Source organism: Bradyrhizobium sp. USDA 3315, from assembly GCF_054056795.1.
The window spans coordinates 7512299-7526773 of the sequence record NZ_JBSRYP010000001.1 but is presented as its reverse complement, the minus strand read 5'-3'; the positions used below and the strand labels follow the sequence as shown (position 1 = coordinate 7526773).

General features: G+C 61.0%; 13 protein-coding genes. 4 read left to right on the top strand and 9 right to left on the bottom strand.

Annotated elements, in window-relative coordinates:
* Positions 1-57: 57 nt before the first annotated feature.
* The 4 genes from ACVIYL_RS35420 to ACVIYL_RS35405 are packed head-to-tail and all read left to right on the top strand — an operon-like array spanning position 58 to position 2889.
* Positions 58-798 (top strand): MBL fold metallo-hydrolase, encoded by a 741-nt coding sequence (locus tag ACVIYL_RS35420; RefSeq protein WP_456780725.1) that lies wholly within the window; start codon positions 58-60, stop codon positions 796-798.
* 3 nt (positions 799-801) lie between these two features.
* Positions 802-2061, top strand: a complete 1260-nt coding sequence (locus ACVIYL_RS35415) for an MFS transporter (protein ID WP_456780724.1) — start codon at positions 802-804, stop codon at positions 2059-2061.
* Positions 2058-2435 carry a GFA family protein gene (locus ACVIYL_RS35410; protein ID WP_456780723.1) on the top strand — a complete coding sequence of 126 codons (378 nt, stop codon included), beginning with the start codon at positions 2058-2060 and terminating at the stop codon, positions 2433-2435. Before ACVIYL_RS35415 ends, ACVIYL_RS35410 begins: the two co-directional genes overlap by 4 nt.
* Positions 2395-2889: an aminotransferase class V-fold PLP-dependent enzyme gene (locus ACVIYL_RS35405; RefSeq protein ID WP_456780722.1), complete on the top strand. Its 495-nt coding sequence runs from the start codon at positions 2395-2397 to the stop codon at positions 2887-2889. The genes ACVIYL_RS35410 and ACVIYL_RS35405 overlap by 41 nt, the downstream gene beginning before the upstream one ends.
* A 9-nt stretch (positions 2890-2898) precedes the next feature.
* Here the strand turns inward: ACVIYL_RS35405 and ACVIYL_RS35400 are convergent, their stop codons facing one another.
* From ACVIYL_RS35400 to ACVIYL_RS35360, 9 genes are all read right to left on the bottom strand, one after another.
* Entirely contained in the window at positions 2899-3516 is a 618-nt protein-coding gene (locus ACVIYL_RS35400; protein ID WP_456780721.1) for a class I SAM-dependent methyltransferase, read from the bottom strand.
* Between the two features lie 987 nt (positions 3517-4503).
* Positions 4504-7104 (bottom strand): hypothetical protein, encoded by a 2601-nt coding sequence (locus tag ACVIYL_RS35395; RefSeq protein ID WP_456780720.1) that lies wholly within the window; start codon positions 7102-7104, stop codon positions 4504-4506.
* 52 nt (positions 7105-7156) lie between these two features.
* The gene (locus tag ACVIYL_RS35390; RefSeq protein ID WP_456780719.1) at positions 7157-7537 is read right to left on the bottom strand and encodes a hypothetical protein; all 381 of its coding nucleotides are present in this window, start codon (positions 7535-7537) and stop codon (positions 7157-7159) included.
* A 12-nt stretch (positions 7538-7549) separates the two neighbouring features.
* Positions 7550-8689, bottom strand: coding sequence for a hypothetical protein (locus tag ACVIYL_RS35385; RefSeq protein ID WP_456780718.1), 1140 nt, complete (start codon positions 8687-8689; stop codon positions 7550-7552).
* 54 nt (positions 8690-8743) lie between these two features.
* On the bottom strand, positions 8744-9463 hold the full coding sequence (locus tag ACVIYL_RS35380) for an ATP-binding cassette domain-containing protein (protein WP_157341740.1): 720 nt from the start codon (positions 9461-9463) through the stop codon (positions 8744-8746).
* A 2-nt stretch (positions 9464-9465) separates the two neighbouring features.
* Positions 9466-10239, bottom strand: a complete 774-nt coding sequence (locus ACVIYL_RS35375) for an ABC transporter ATP-binding protein (protein WP_253609063.1) — start codon at positions 10237-10239, stop codon at positions 9466-9468.
* Positions 10236-11240 (bottom strand): branched-chain amino acid ABC transporter permease, encoded by a 1005-nt coding sequence (locus tag ACVIYL_RS35370; protein WP_157341735.1) that lies wholly within the window; start codon positions 11238-11240, stop codon positions 10236-10238. Before ACVIYL_RS35370 ends, ACVIYL_RS35375 begins: the two co-directional genes overlap by 4 nt.
* Before the next feature lie 2 nt (positions 11241-11242).
* Positions 11243-12133, bottom strand: coding sequence for a branched-chain amino acid ABC transporter permease (locus ACVIYL_RS35365; RefSeq protein ID WP_157341733.1), 891 nt, complete (start codon positions 12131-12133; stop codon positions 11243-11245).
* Positions 12130-14415 (bottom strand): hypothetical protein, encoded by a 2286-nt coding sequence (locus tag ACVIYL_RS35360; RefSeq protein ID WP_456780717.1) that lies wholly within the window; start codon positions 14413-14415, stop codon positions 12130-12132. The genes ACVIYL_RS35365 and ACVIYL_RS35360 overlap by 4 nt, the downstream gene beginning before the upstream one ends.
* Positions 14416-14475: the final 60 nt, after the last annotated feature.

The window sequence follows — 14475 nt, the reverse complement described above, 5'->3', positions numbered from 1 at the left end:
ATCATTCAGCAGATCGATTGAATGTATCTAGCGTTTCTCACGAGGGAGTGCAAGTCCATGATTCTCCGCCAGTTCTTGCATAGCGATCCAGTCGGTATCTCCTACCTTTTCGGCTGCGGCGGCAAAGCCGCAGGCGCCGTGGTTGACCCGGTCGGTGACATCAAGCCCTACCTGAAGGCCGCCGACAATGCCGGCATGCGGATACGTTTCGTCATCGACACGCACGTCCATGCCGACCACCTGTCGGCGGGCCGGGCTCTCGCCGCCGCGGCGGGCGCCGACTACGTGCTTTCTGCTCAGGCCGGCGTATCGTTTCCGTACAAAGGCGTGAGTGACGGCGAGGTTCTTCCGCTCGGCAATGTGTCGGCAACCGTGATGCACACGCCGGGTCACACGCCCGAGCACATCTGCGTCCTTGTGACAGACCGAACGCGCGCCGACGAGCCTTGGTTCGTCTTCACTGGACACACCCTCATGGTCGGCGATCTTGGCCGTACCGAACTTGCCGTGAGCGCTGAGGAAGGTGCGAGGCAATTGTTCAGGAGCGTACGAAGGCTGAAGGAGCTTCCTGACTACATCGAGGTGCTGCCGGGTGCCTATGCAGGCTCGGTCTGTGGTCGGCGGCTAAGCGGCAAGCCATCGTCCGCAATCGGCTTCGAGAAACGGCACAATCAGGCGTTCATGATCGAGGACGAAGCCGAGTTCGTTCGGTTCATGGTCGCCGAGATTCCGCCGGCTCCTCCGGAAGCCGCGAAGATCAGGGCTGCCAATTCAGGCGCGGCCGCCGCCGCGGCCTGATCCATGAGCGACGCGTTATCCGCGCCACAAGCGGCCACGTCGGTCAGGCTGGGACTGAAGGAGAACTGGCCGCAATTCGCGCTACTCGTCCTGATCAACGCTTTCGTCGGCGGCATGGTCGGGATCGAGCGCACCGTCGTGCCGCTGATCGGCGCCGAGGAATTCAGGGTCGAGACGACCACGTTTGTCATGTCCTTCATCGTGAGCTTCGGCGTCGTGAAGGCGTGCGCCAACCTGATATCCGGTCAACTCGCCGACGCCTGGGGACGCAAGCGCGTTCTGATCCTGGGCTGGCTCGCCGGGCTGCCGGTGCCGTTCATGATCATGTGGGCGCCAAGCTGGACGTGGGTCATCGCCGCCAACGCACTTCTCGGCATCAACCAGGGTTTTGCCTGGTCGATGACCGTGATCATGAAGATCGATCTGGTTGGGCCGAAGTCGCGCGGTCTCGCGGTGGGGCTGAACGAATTCGCCGGTTATCTTGCGGTGGGCGTCACCGCCTATCTCACCGGATACATTGCGTCGGAGTACGGGCTGCGGCCGGCACCCATCTATCTCGGTGTTGCCTACGCGATCCTCGGCTTTGCTATCTCGATCCTGCTCGTGCGCGACACGCGTGAGCACGTGCGGCTCGAGATGGCGGGACACGCCCGGCAAGCGGCTCCGATCAGCTTCAAGGAGATATTCCTCCTCACCTCGTTTAGGGATCGCAACCTATTTGCGGCTTCCCAAGCTGGGCTCGTCAACAATCTCAACGACGGCATGAGCTGGGGTATCTTCCCGCTGTTCTTCGTGTCCTTTGGGCTCTCGGTCGAACGCATCGGCATATTGAAGGCGGTCTATCCTGCGGTCTGGGGCATCCTGCAGATCGCGACGGGCCCTTTATCGGACCGCTGGGGCCGCAAGGGCCTGATTGCAGGCGGCATGTGGATCCAGGCCGCGGGGTTGTTCCTGACGGCGGCAACCAGTCATTTCGAATGGTGGCTCGTCGCCAGCCTGCTGCTCGGAATTGGCACGGCGATGGTTTATCCGAGCCTGATCGCCGCCGTGTCCGACGCATCGCATCCAAGCTGGCGCGCGCGATCGCTCAGCGTTTACCGCTTCTGGCGCGATCTCGGCTACGCGATCGGGGCGCTGTCGGCCGGCCTGATCGCCGACCTGCTCGGCATGGCCTGGGCGATCGGAACGATCGGCGCGCTCACCTTCCTGTCCGGGGTGGTCGTCGTTGTCGCCATGGAGGGCAGACCCGGAGCACGACAATGAGCGAAACCTTCCTGGGACGCTGTCTCTGCGGGGCGGTGCGTTTCGAGGCGCGTGGCCGACCAAAAGGAATCTTCTGGTGTCACTGCAATAGCTGCCGTCGTCATTCCGGCGCTCCAGTCAGCGTGTTCGTCGGATTCGAAAACTACGCCGTCACGGTGACCGAGGGTACCATCACGACGTTCAAATCATCGCCGGGAACCACGCGTGGCTTCTGTTCCCGCTGCGGCTCGACGCTGACATGCGCTACCGAGTATTTTCCGACGGAGACGCACTATCACGTCGGCGCCTTCGACCGGGCGGCGGAGTTGCAGCCGGGCAAACATTTTTTTGCTAATGAGCAACTGCCTTGGTTGCACCTTAACCGCACCGAGTAAGGCACGTGACCGCGACTATGCAGCCGATCTACGCGCAGGAACCGAGAGCGCGCTGCTGGTAGTCGGGCTTGGGGCGGCCTGCGCACTGGCCGCGGATCTTGCGCCCATGAACCACGTCCAGGCCCTGCGCGATCGATTATGGCTGGCGCTGCAAGACAGGTTTGGTGAAGGCGTCGCGCTCAACGGCCACCCCACGCATCGCTTGCCCAATACTCTCAACGTGTCGTTCGTTGGCAAAATAGGCGCGGACATCCTTGCCCAGCTACGCGATGTCGCGGCGTCGACAGGTTCGGCGTGCCATTCGGGGCAGATCGAACTCTCACCGGTTCTCGCGGCCATGCGCGTGCCCGAGAGGACCGGAATGGGGGCGATCCGCTTCAGCCTAGGAAGGCAAACGACAGTCGACGAGATCGACCAAGTCGTCGCACGCCTGGCCGCAAGCGCGGCGGTCTGATGGCTTCAACTACCGCTTCGTCGCCAGCACAAGAGCCGGCCGATTCGCGCTATCCTCCGCAGGGTGGATGTCCATGCCGGCGCGTTCGAGCGCTGCGGATACATCGACGAGCGCGGGGAAGCTGTAGATTTCCGGTGGGAAGGACGCGATCGCTTTCGCGTCTGCGTTCGTCCGGAACAGCAATCCCAGGCGCCCACCCGGCTTCAGCACGCGAGCGATCTCGCGCAGCGACGTCTCGATATCCTTCCAGAAATAGAGCACGTGGACGCACTGGGCCTTGTCGAACATGTTGTCAGGAAAAGGTAGCGATTCCGCGCCGGAATGGATGACGTCCACGCGAGCGGATTCGATGAGCCGCCGGTTCCGCTTCTTTGCGATCTCGACCATCAGCTCAGAGGAATCCAGCCCTACAATGTGGCCCCGCGGAGCTCGCGCAGCTAATTCCGTCAGGCTGCGGCCATGACCGCATCCGATATCGAGCACATGATCGGCCGGTTCGATGCCGAGCGCATTCATCGCGCGAAGATTTTGGCTCCAGGTTTCGCGCGCCATGATGAAGGCGATTAGCCGGCCCGAGAGGCCTCGCGCATTTCGCGCGTGTTCGGCGATGAACTGTGGACGTCGCATCTGCCTTCCCTTGGACTCAACATCCTCATAGCAGAATGCCTTAGCTCTGCAGAAGCGGCTCGCCGAAATTGAAATGCGGCTAATCGTTTTTGAAAACACTGCCATAGATCAATGCGTTGGACGCCGTCTGAGGCGATGCGTCCCGCGACCGGCTAGCTGCGTGCGGAGTGGGCAAAGCACCGCGTTGGCATTTTCCGAGCATTAGCCGGCGATTACGATCCGCCAATGCCAGGTCCACGATGGTCACGAACCGAACTGGCGGGGTGGGCGGCTTTTGAATGCGGAGCGGACCTGTATGGCTGGCGCACAGCAGTGGGAGGAGCGCCGCCAGGACTGAATGTGTCTTCCTGATCTCTGACAGTATCTGAAGCTCTGTGCCAAGGCGAGCTGTGTTAGTCTCGATTGCGCATGCGGCGCGCCATTCAGTCGATAGACTCCGATAGGTAGCGGAATTGCTAGTGCTTGTGGGGAACAAAATTTTTCTGTGAATTCAAGACGAAAACATTGCGGCGGGTATACCGTCGGCATCAGTCCGTCGTACTTGAAAATGTGTGCTTGCAAATCAACGGCGAAATGTCGCTCGAAACGATTGAGTGGGAGTAGTGCTCCCAGCGGTTATCGGCGAGATTGGAGTAGGTTCATTCGCGTACTCGATGGATCTGGCCTGTTGCCTATTCGACTTAACTCCGGGGAAGCAGATGTCCAACAGACGTTCCGCCGAGGGAGTAATGCGGCGTACTATAGCGTGCGAAAAGGCGAGAGCCGGACTTGGGCGAAGCAGGGGACCGGGCGCGCGCCGTTTTGAACAAACTGAAGATAATAAACTGTAGCGTCGGGGGCGCCTCGCTCCCCCGCGACCATGTCTGCGATTTTGTGCGCCAGCCTACGATTTTCTACGATAGCGTTCGTTCGATGGGGGCGCGGCGATCGGTTCAGGCGCGGCCGCTGTTCCAAGCGGCACTTACTCGGACCGGGATTCTTCGCGGTTTAGTTGGAAGAAACGACGATCGGTATCTGGCGAATATCGGCATTCATGACATTGCCGTTTAGCGTAATGGCTGCGAACATCGTGTAGCGGCCGACCGGCAACCGGTTCTTGAAATCGAATTGGAACGAGGAGCTTTCGCCAAGAGGGGCAGCGCCGGCGAGCACCACACGCTTTTGATCGTCGACGACTACGAACCGGCATTCCGGGGGCATTCGTTTCAGCACATCCGGTGGTATGGATGAGAGCGGTACGCGCTTAAGGCGGTACCTGCGCTGAAACTTGTCGATCATTTCGACGTCACCCGACAATCGGACCCCATCGTCGGTTGAGTCCACGGCAGTGATAAATCCGCGACGCGGGATCGCGTAAGAGTCATAGGAGCCCACGCCCAGCGGGTAGCTCAAATCCCTGAACGCAGAGAGCACGGCGCTGTCTTGCGACCAACTCTTGAGCTGGTAGGGACCGTTGGTCACCAGAAAATGGCCATTGGCCTTGTAGAAGGCCGAGAGCGCCGCCCACCGCCTGCGTGCCTCGTCAACGCCGACGAGCGGGCGCAATGCTTCGGGCCGAAAACCGTCACGCTCGAAGCTCTCGGTCAAGGCCGCGAACCGCGCGTTCAGCGCTTGCGAGCGGACGAGATCTAGCCATTCGACGCCGCGGCGAGTGGCTTCCGTCTGCGAGAATGCCGCCCAGTTCCCACTGACCGCTTCTTCCATCAGAACGAGAAGATGCCAGGGCAGCGTGCTCCAGGGCGGCGCCGGGACCGCCTCTCGCTCCGGGCTCGTCGGTGCGCTGGTCGTATAGACCTCGATCGTGAACACTTCACGGAGGAAGTCGACGTCGCCGACCCTGATTGATTTGGATGCGGTTTCGCTGCCCACGACCCGCAATCCGGCAAGCTCGCGACGTATCGGCGCAGTCGCTGTATCGATTGATTGATCGTAATGCGTCTCACGACCGTCGCCGCGAGTGCCCCAGCGGTATGCAAAGATGTAGGGGTAGAGCAGATCGGCTGCCGTCATCTTCGTCCCGTCGTGGAACGCGGAGCCGAGCAGACGATAGATCAGTTTCGCCCTGGCGAATTTGCCGGGGCCGATGACCTGGAGGCGGCCGCTGTCCTGGTCAGGCAGCACCGCGTCCGCGGGGATTGCCACCATGTTCTCTGCCACGGCCGTTGGTTGCGCGGAGGGCCTGCTGCGTTCGACGATCGGCTCGGCTAGGATTGACAGACTGATGCAGGTGTAGACCACCATGAGCGCGGTTAACGGAATCTGCGAGGCCAACGCGAGCTTGCGCGCGGCAAATATCTGCATCGCCTGCACATGCGCGAGATAGACGGCCGCGATGTGCCCGAGCAGAACGGCCGCGACTGCCGTGTACCAGGCGAAGCGGGCGCCCACGATGGCAATGTCGGGGCGGTAACTCGCGGTCCCAAACAGGTTCCAGCCGTAGCCGAAGGGATCGGAAAGCAGCGGAATGATGTATTGCCCCTGGACCAGAAAGTATACGAGGTAATGCGCAAGGTGATAGCCGAGTGCGATCGGGATCAGCGTGAGGGCGAACGTCTGGGCGATCTGCCGTGATGAAAAATGCCGCTCCGTCACCGCGCTCATGACGATGCTCACCATCCAATAGGCTGATAGGAACAGGAGCCAGAACCCAACCAGGCCGATGCTTCGCAGTGCCACTGAGCCGAGCTCGACGACATCAGATAAACGCGCGATGATCGCGGATTCCGCGACCGACCATTCGGGAGTCGCAATCAGGCCGTCGTAAAGAACGCTCGAGAGGAGAAGCAGTACGAATGCCATCATCGATGGCGAAACCTGCTCGCGACCGGTCAGGCCCGTTCCAAATCGTCGCAGCAGAAATTGGGGTTTCGGCCGGGCGGTGCGGATCTCCGTCGGCGCCAAGCGGGCGAAGGTGCCGAATATGACGGTGAAGAACTCGCCGTGGCGCAGCCAGGTCTCGCCGCCGAACAGGAACATGCCGGCCCAGGTCAGCACTGAATAGCCAAGTGCGAAGGAGGCTATGTGTGACGGCACGGCAGGCGTCGGATAGACGAGTTCGGTCCAGGAGAAGGCCAGCAGCAGGAGCACGGCGGGCCAGATGCCGAGTGCATGGGGATAGGTTTTGTCGAGCGCAAGATTGCGGCCGCAAATGTGCCTGTAGACCGTTTCCGCTGCGTCGAAGACAGTCCGCCATGGATTGATGAGCGGCCAGATATCTCCGACGAGGGCCGATACATAGGCGAGGCCGACCCAGGCAATGATCCAGACGAGGGTGGGCGCGAGGTTGCGGTAAGGATTTTGATCGCCGAGAAAACCCGCCAGCAGCATCGCGGCAAACAGAACGAGAGCGCTTAGCTTGAGCGGAACGCCAAACGCCGCGAGGGCTCTTCCGGGCCGATAATCGAACAGATCGACGCGCGAATGGGCATGCGTCGGCGGTGCGCTGCGCACGAACAGTCCGACGATCACGAAGGAGAACACGACTGCGGCAGCGGCGCCGGAGAGATAAAGAGACAACGGCAGGGGGAGGTCATAACGCTGGCCGAAGCCGTGCGCGCCGGCCGGTGTGACGCTCAGGAGCACGGCCACGCCTGCGAACAGCCAGCATCGAGCCGTTATCGAGCACTGCTGACGAGTTTTCCTACGGGTAGACCTCGATGCGAACAAGTGGAGCGTCCCCGTGAGGGTGGCCGCCGGCCTCGGGCGATCCATGGACTTCTACCGGAAATCGCCCCGTGGCGTGCGCGGTGAACTCCATCACGCCGATGGCGCCGGGCTCGATCTTTCTTTCGATGTCATAACCGTGCAGATGCAGGATGATTGATCGATCCGTGCTCCATTGAAGCCTGACGATATCTCCCTGCTTGACCCGGATAACTGACATGTTCTCTGACACCCGCCCACGTTCGATGTGCAGGTCGAATGTGAACTCCTCCGCGCCGGCTCCGATGATCGTCGTGCTGGTTGTCCAGGCGAGCACCGCGCCGACAAGACATGTGCGAAAAGCTGTGTTGCAAGGCATCGTCGCAATTCCTCATCGCGGTGGAGTGGCCTGGATCTCCGAGATCCGATTGGCCATCCAGGCCTGGTCGTAGGGCGACGGCAACAGAGCCGGGTCCGCGATAGCGGACCACATCAGTCGTCCGAATGGGTCCGAAAAGCCTGTGATCGGATTCCAGGCCGACGTCGGTCGGGCATCGATTCCGACGCGGAGCCAGCCATTCCAGGGAAAGTCCTTCAGCTTGACCGTGCGGAGGAAAATCGGTGCGTTGAGGCCCATAAGAGAGTCGAACGCGATGTTTTCGATTCCGGCCGAGAATTCGGTATTGAAATATTCGCGCCTGAGGGTGTAGCCGACAATGACCTGATGGCAATCGCTGACAAGCGCCGTCACGACCGCCCGCTCCAGATTGATACGATCGACCGGGTCGTTGAAATCGCCTGACTGGATTCGTTGCACGTCGGCTTCCACGCGCTCTTTTGCTCCGGCATCGATAGCCTGGTGCAGAACGAGATAGGCCTGGTACCATCCGCTCCTCGCCTGTGGCGGGACAAGCCAGCCGTTGATCACGGTTGTTGCCGAGTTAACGAGCTCCGACAGGCTGATTTCCCTGATTTCAACGTCCCAATCGGACGCCGACGCCGCCTTCTCGGTGCCGAGCAGCCGTTTCGTGGAAGTGTCGGCTGCCCTCAGCTTCAGTTCCTGGAATGCTGGCGAAGCCTCCGTGTCGGAGAGCAGGCGTCGCTTCGCCGCTTCGGCGAGATCGACATGGTACAAATAATCTCCATGCAACGGTGTGATCGGATAGGGATGCAGGATCACATCCGGATTGTCCGAGGTAATTTTTCGAGCGACCGCACGCGCGACGGCGCAGACGGTCGCATCCGCTTTTGCATACGACGATTGTGGGTTGATGCGTACGGTCACCAGGGACCCAAGTGATTTCACGCTGCTTAAATCCGACACCGAATCTGAAAAGTGGGCGTCGTTCCCCAGATAGGCGTGGATCTTGGATTGGAGCAGCAGCGCCCTGGCGGCATCAGGGGCGACGGTCCTGATCTCGATCTCATGCGGATAAAAAGACGGATACACCGCCGATTCGTGGCCGCTTCGCGCCGGCCCGATTACGGCTAGAGCTGACAGCAGAAGTCCAAACGTTACGCGGCTCTTCATGGTGCAGTCCTAACAAGCCGACGGTCCGTAGCGCGCGAGTGCCACGATGCGCAATCATCCGCGCAAGGCCTTCATAACCCTTTCATCTGCGCGAGCGTCCTTCGGCGAACCTTGGAAAATGATCTCGCCGCGATCGATCACATAAAGCCGGTCGCCGATACGGGACGCAGCGGCAAGATACGATTCCGCCATCAGGATGGAGACACCCATCGCTTTGATCTTCATGACGGCTTCCGTGAACCGATTGACCACGACCGGTGCGAGACCCTCGAATGCCTCGTCGAGCAGGAGAAGGGACGGCGACAACATCATAGCGCGTGCGATCGCGACCATCTTGCGTTGACCGCCGCTTAGATGCATTCCTTGGCGTTGCAGCAAATCCTGAACTTCCGGAAAGACTCCGAAAGCCTGCGTCTGCGGGTCTGGACGCACAGCCCCGTCCCGCCGGCGCGACACCTCATCGCCGAGCCAGCGACTGATCATCAAATTTTCGTCGACTGACAGATCCGGGAAGACGCCGCAATCCTCCGGCGAATAGCCGATTCCGCGCTTGGCGCGCTCATGTGGGGCAAGCCTGGTCAAGTCCTCGTTGGCAAAAAGAATCTGGCCCGCCTGCAGCGGCAGGAAGCCCATGATGCTCTCGATCGTCGTGGTCTTGCCGGCTCCGTTGCGACCAACTAGGCACACGACCTCCTGCTTGTCCACGCGCAGGGAAACGCCGTTGAGGATGTGGGCGGGGCCGCGATAGGTGTGGATCGCTTTGACCTCCAGCACGACTACTCCTTTCGTGAAAATGCGTTCGGCCCGGAGGAGCCGAGCAGGATCATCGCAACGTCGTCATTGGTTCTGATGGCGTCCGGCGTACCCTGGGCGAGGATCTCTCCCTGGTGCATCACCACAATTCGATTGGAATACTTGAACACGACATCCATGTCGTGTTCAATGATCGCGGCGGTGATACCCTCGCCACGCACGACCGAGGCGATGATATCCATGATCTTGTCCTTCTCGCGAGTGCTCACCCCGCTAGTCGGCTCATCGAGAAACAGGAGCTTCGGGCGCAGCGCGTAGGCCAGCGCGACATCCAGCAATTTGCGTTCGCCTTGCGCGAGACCTCGTGCGGGCTCGTTGCGCTTGCTCACGAGCCCAAACTGATCGAGAATCGTGTCAGCTTCGATAGCTACCCCGCGGTCGCGGTCGGCGAGCGCTGCCATGTTCCGGATCTTGCGATCGCGCGAGAAGATCGCCAACGCCACGTTGTCGAACGCCGTCAGATCGTCGAACAAGTTTACCAGCTGGAAGCTGCGCGCGATGCCGGCTTGTACCCGCTCGATCACGGACGAATGGGTCACGTCGCGACCCCTGAAGAGAATTTTTCCGGAGTCGGGAGCGAGATAGGCGCTGATGACGTTGCAAAGCGAAGTCTTTCCGGCTCCGTTGGGGCCGACCACGGAAATGAACTCTCCTTCCGCGATGGTCAGGTTAACATCATCGACAGCGTGCGTGTCGCCGAAATATTTCTTCAGATTGACCGTCTCCAGGAGAGTCATTTCGTCGATCTCCCGAGCTTTGCAGTCAGCCGCGCGGTCGTTCCGACGATGCCAGCGGGTAGCGCCATGACAAGGATGACAAGCACTACGCCGAGGAGAAGCTGCCAATATTCGGTGCTGGCGATCGCGTAGGTCTTCAGGTAGTTGAACGCCACGGCGCCGACAATCGGACCGGTGAAGGAGCGGAATCCGCCCAGCACGCTCATGAACACGATCTCGCCCGAGAATGGCCAATAGAGAATGTCGGGCGTGGTGAGACCGTTGAGCGGGACCCACAGGATCCCTGCCAGTCCCGTAAAGGTCCCGGAGATCATGAAAGCGATCCAGCGATAGCGCCGTACAGAGATGCCGACGAACTGCGCGCGCGTTTCGTTGTCACGGATCGCCTGTAGGGCCTTCCCGAATGGTGAATGCGCGATCACCCAAATGATAAACGTGGAGAGGGCAAACAGCACGAGCACATAGTAATAATAAGCATAGATGAAACGCTGAAACGAACCCGCCCCCTTGAAATCGACCAGGCCGCCGAACAGCGTGAGATTGGCATAGGGAACCCGAATGCCGTCGGTGCCGCCTGTCACCCAGAAGAACTTGAAGGCAAGGCTCCAGAGAACCTGCGACAACGCCAGCGTCAGGATGCCGAAGAAAATGCGCGTGTGCCGCACGCAGACGAATCCGAAAAGTGCCGCGATGATGAGCGTGCCAAGCATCCCGCCGACGATGCATAGCTCCATGGAGTGCGCGCCGAGGTCTCGCATGATGAAGGCCACCAAATAGGCGCCGGACCCGAAATAGGCGGAATGGCCGAATGACAAAAGGCCTGTGTAGCCGAGCAGTAAATTGAAGCCGAGTGCGGCAATGGCCATGATAAGACCGTAGGTCAGCAGCACCGTCTGATAGGGCTCGACGAACTGCGGTAGGAACGCGAGGATCACGAGCAGGATTGCGGAGCCGATGGTGATCCGCCAAATCGAGGTCCCAGTGCCTTCCGTCATCGCCATCGTCATGCCCTTCCGAATAAGCCGGTGGGACGGATGAGCAGGACCGCGGCTGCAATCAGGTAAAGAACTGCGAGTTCAATCTCGGGGAAGAACTGAATACCGGCGGTGCGCACGAAGCTGACGATCAACGCGCCGACGAGCGCTCCTTGCAAGCTTCCGAGCCCGCCGATCACGACGACCACAAAAGCCAGAATTAGCACCTCGATACCTAGGCCAAGAACCGCCGCCTGCGCCGGCACCACCACTGCGCCGCCGAGGCCGGCCATGAAGCAGCCGATGGCGAAGGCCTGGACATAGACGCGACTGACGTCGATACCAAGCGCCGCAGCCATGCGTCGGTCCTGTGAGGTAGCGCGCAGGATGACCCCAAACTTGGTGCGGTAGATAAACGCCCACAGTCCGATAGCAGCAGCAAGCCCGATTGCGACAACGAACAGGTTGTAAGTGGGGTACATCAGGCGACCGACGGGTATGCTGCCCATCCGATCCATGATCGCGCCGGCCGATAGGGGGGTGCGGCCGAAGAGAAGCTTCATGAGATCTTCGAGGATCATGAGCAGGCCGAACGTTACCAGCAGGTGATATTCTTCCGATCGTCGATAGAGCGGGCGGAGCAGGGTGGGCTCGATCAGCGCGCCGACAGCCGCGACGGCAATAGCGCCAAGCGGAAGGAGGAGAAGCATCCCGGCCAGGCCGAGATTTCCTTCCAGCGCGTGGCCGACTGCGCTGCCGACAATCCAGGCAGACACATAGGCGCCGAGCGCATAGAGCGACCCATGGGCCAGGTTCACGATGCGCATGACGCCGTAGATGAGGCTCAAGCCAGCAGCGATAAGGAACAGGACTGCCGCGTAAAATAGCGAATTGAGAATCTGGATGACGAAGATCGTCATGGTTCTCCCTCCGCGTCCGTCGCATTCCCGGCTCGCCCTGCCTTGGCGCTGTTTCGCAGCTCGATGCGTCCGATTGCCGGATTGATTGCATTCCCGTCGAGAAAGATCGCCGCGAGCAACGTAAAGTCGCCGGACTGAAGAGTGGTCGGTAGCGATACAACAAAGCGACTGTCCGGTTGTCGCACCAAGCTTCCGGTGGCAGCGACCCGGCCGTCCCGGCCAACGGCAACGTAGTGCGATTCCGGCCGAATAGGCTGCAGCGTGCCGCGCAACGTGTCGGGCCGCAGCGGCGCGCGGACGATGCGATGGTCGCGTTGCTGCTTGACAGCGAATTCGGCGTCGGCGCTGACCAGCACGAGATCGCCTGCGCGCTCCACTCCGCTGATGAGCGCGCGTGCCGGATAGGCAAGGCCGTTGAACGTGCCGAGACCGACGGGATAGGTGAAGTCCCGTACAACTTCGAAAACGAACGCGTCGGGCGACCAGGCCTTCAGCCGATAGGGCCCATTGGTCACCAGCAAATGACCGTTGGCTTCAACGAACCGGTCGAGAAGCTGCCAACGCGCCTTCGCCGTCTCCGGGCCGACCAGCAATTCAAGTGCTGCCGGCCGGTAGCCGGTTTGCGCAAACTCCTTGATCAGCGCGCGCAATGTCTTCAATTGGGCCGGATCGCGGACGAGGTCGAGCCAGGGCAGGTGACGTCGCTCAGCTTCGCCGCGCGAGAAGGCTGCGAGGCCTCGTTCGACCGTCGCCTCCATCAGCGCAAGCACGTGCCAGGGCACCGAACTCCAGGGCGGAGCGATGAGGGCATTCTGCTGTTCGTCGAAAGTGAGGTTATCGAGATAGACCTCGATAACCGGGGTGCGATAGGTGAAGGTCTGATCGGCGACCGGCCGCGCGGTTTCTTCCACGCGGACGAGCTTCACGCCGCGCAGCCGTTCGCGTATCAGTCGCGTGGCTGCGGCGATCTCGGGATCGTGGGCCGCCACATCCTGCCCGCCGGCGCCCCAGCGGAATGCGAGCGCATACGGATAGAGTAAATCGGCCGTCTCCATCACCGAACCGTCGCTGAAATTCGAGGCCGAGAGGCGATACAGCACCTTGGCTGTTGCACCATGGCCAGCCCCGACCGGCGCAAGCCTCCCGGTTATAGTTTGCGGCATCAGCGCATCGTCGGGAACGCGAACCGACCGCTTGATACTCGACTCGTCCGTGATGCGGATTTCGGCGCGGTTCTGGACCCATCGGCTATTAACGGGAATCGGCAGGAAGGCGTTGTCGCCGACGGTTGACCACACCAAACGACCGGCTGCATCAGTGAAGCCAGCGATTGGATTCCAGGCTGCGCTCGGGCGTGGATGGATGCCAACGCGCAGCCGGCCATTCCAGAGAAAATCCTTGAGCTTGACCGTCCTGAGAAAGACGGCCGAGTTCAGCCCGGACTGCGAATCGACGGCCAAGTTTTCAATGCCGTCGGAATAGTCATCCGTGTAGAATTCCTGCCGCAGCCGATAGCCGATCACGGCGCGCTCGCAACTGCCGATCAATGCTGCCACTAGCGCGCGCTCGAGGTTGAACTGTTCAGTTCGATCCCGGAACTCGTTATGAGTGAGGCGCCCATAGAGTTCATCCGCCTGTTCTCGGTCGCTCGCCTGGCTGAGGGCCGGGCGAAGCAACGTGTAGGCCTGGACCCATCCTTCCTTGGTCCAGGGTGGCGCTGGCCAGCCATTGAAGGCGGCGCCGGCGTCGATCTGCAATGCACTCACCGAAGTCTCATCGAGACTCACATCCCAGTCGGTGGCCTGGACACGGGCCTGCGGCGAGAGCAGGGACGCATCGGCGCCGGCGCGAAACGTCGGCGCGGGCGCATCGGTCGGCGTGCGCGTGGCGGTGCCCGGAGCCAGCCGATCTGCGTGGCCGAGATAATCGGCGTGATAGGGCGTGATCGGATAGGGATGAATAATGACGTCAGGTGGTGCTGCCAGCGCCGCCGCGGCCTGTCCGATGGCTTGGCAACGCGCCTCGCGGCTCTCAAGCCGCGATGACCTCGGATTGACGCTGATGGTGATCAGCGACTTCAGCGACTCGACCGACTTGAGATGCTCGGGAATCTGGCCGGAAAAGCGGGGTGCGGTGCCGACATAGACGTGAAGCGGATCGGTCTTGTTGACGAACTCGCGAGCCGCTCCCTCCGGATCAAGCGGCTCGATGCGGATTTCATGCGGGTAAAAGGAGGGAAAATAAGCTAGCGCGTGGTCGCCCAGCGCCGATTGCGGCGCCATGACAACCGCCCATGTCAGCCCCAACACCAAGCCACCCGTTTGCGCCCGACGCGAAGCTGC

Bases quoted from the DNA above. Each gene is read 5' to 3' on its own strand.
- ACVIYL_RS35420 (WP_456780725.1), top strand. From the start codon at position 58: ATGATTCTCCGCCAGTTCTTGCATAGCGATCCAGTCGGTATCTCCTAC.
- ACVIYL_RS35415 (WP_456780724.1), top strand. From the start codon at position 802: ATGAGCGACGCGTTATCCGCGCCACAAGCGGCCACGTCGGTCAGGCTG.
- ACVIYL_RS35410 (WP_456780723.1), top strand. From the start codon at position 2,058: ATGAGCGAAACCTTCCTGGGACGCTGTCTCTGCGGGGCGGTGCGTTTC.
- ACVIYL_RS35405 (WP_456780722.1), top strand. From the start codon at position 2,395: ATGAGCAACTGCCTTGGTTGCACCTTAACCGCACCGAGTAAGGCACGT.
- ACVIYL_RS35400 (WP_456780721.1), bottom strand. From the start codon at position 3,516: ATGCGACGTCCACAGTTCATCGCCGAACACGCGCGAAATGCGCGAGGC.
- ACVIYL_RS35390 (WP_456780719.1), bottom strand. From the start codon at position 7,537: ATGCCTTGCAACACAGCTTTTCGCACATGTCTTGTCGGCGCGGTGCTC.
- ACVIYL_RS35385 (WP_456780718.1), bottom strand. From the start codon at position 8,689: ATGAAGAGCCGCGTAACGTTTGGACTTCTGCTGTCAGCTCTAGCCGTA.
- ACVIYL_RS35375 (WP_253609063.1), bottom strand. From the start codon at position 10,239: ATGACTCTCCTGGAGACGGTCAATCTGAAGAAATATTTCGGCGACACG.
- ACVIYL_RS35370 (WP_157341735.1), bottom strand. From the start codon at position 11,240: ATGGCGATGACGGAAGGCACTGGGACCTCGATTTGGCGGATCACCATC.
- ACVIYL_RS35365 (WP_157341733.1), bottom strand. From the start codon at position 12,133: ATGACGATCTTCGTCATCCAGATTCTCAATTCGCTATTTTACGCGGCA.
- ACVIYL_RS35360 (WP_456780717.1), bottom strand. From the start codon at position 14,415: ATGGCGCCGCAATCGGCGCTGGGCGACCACGCGCTAGCTTATTTTCCC.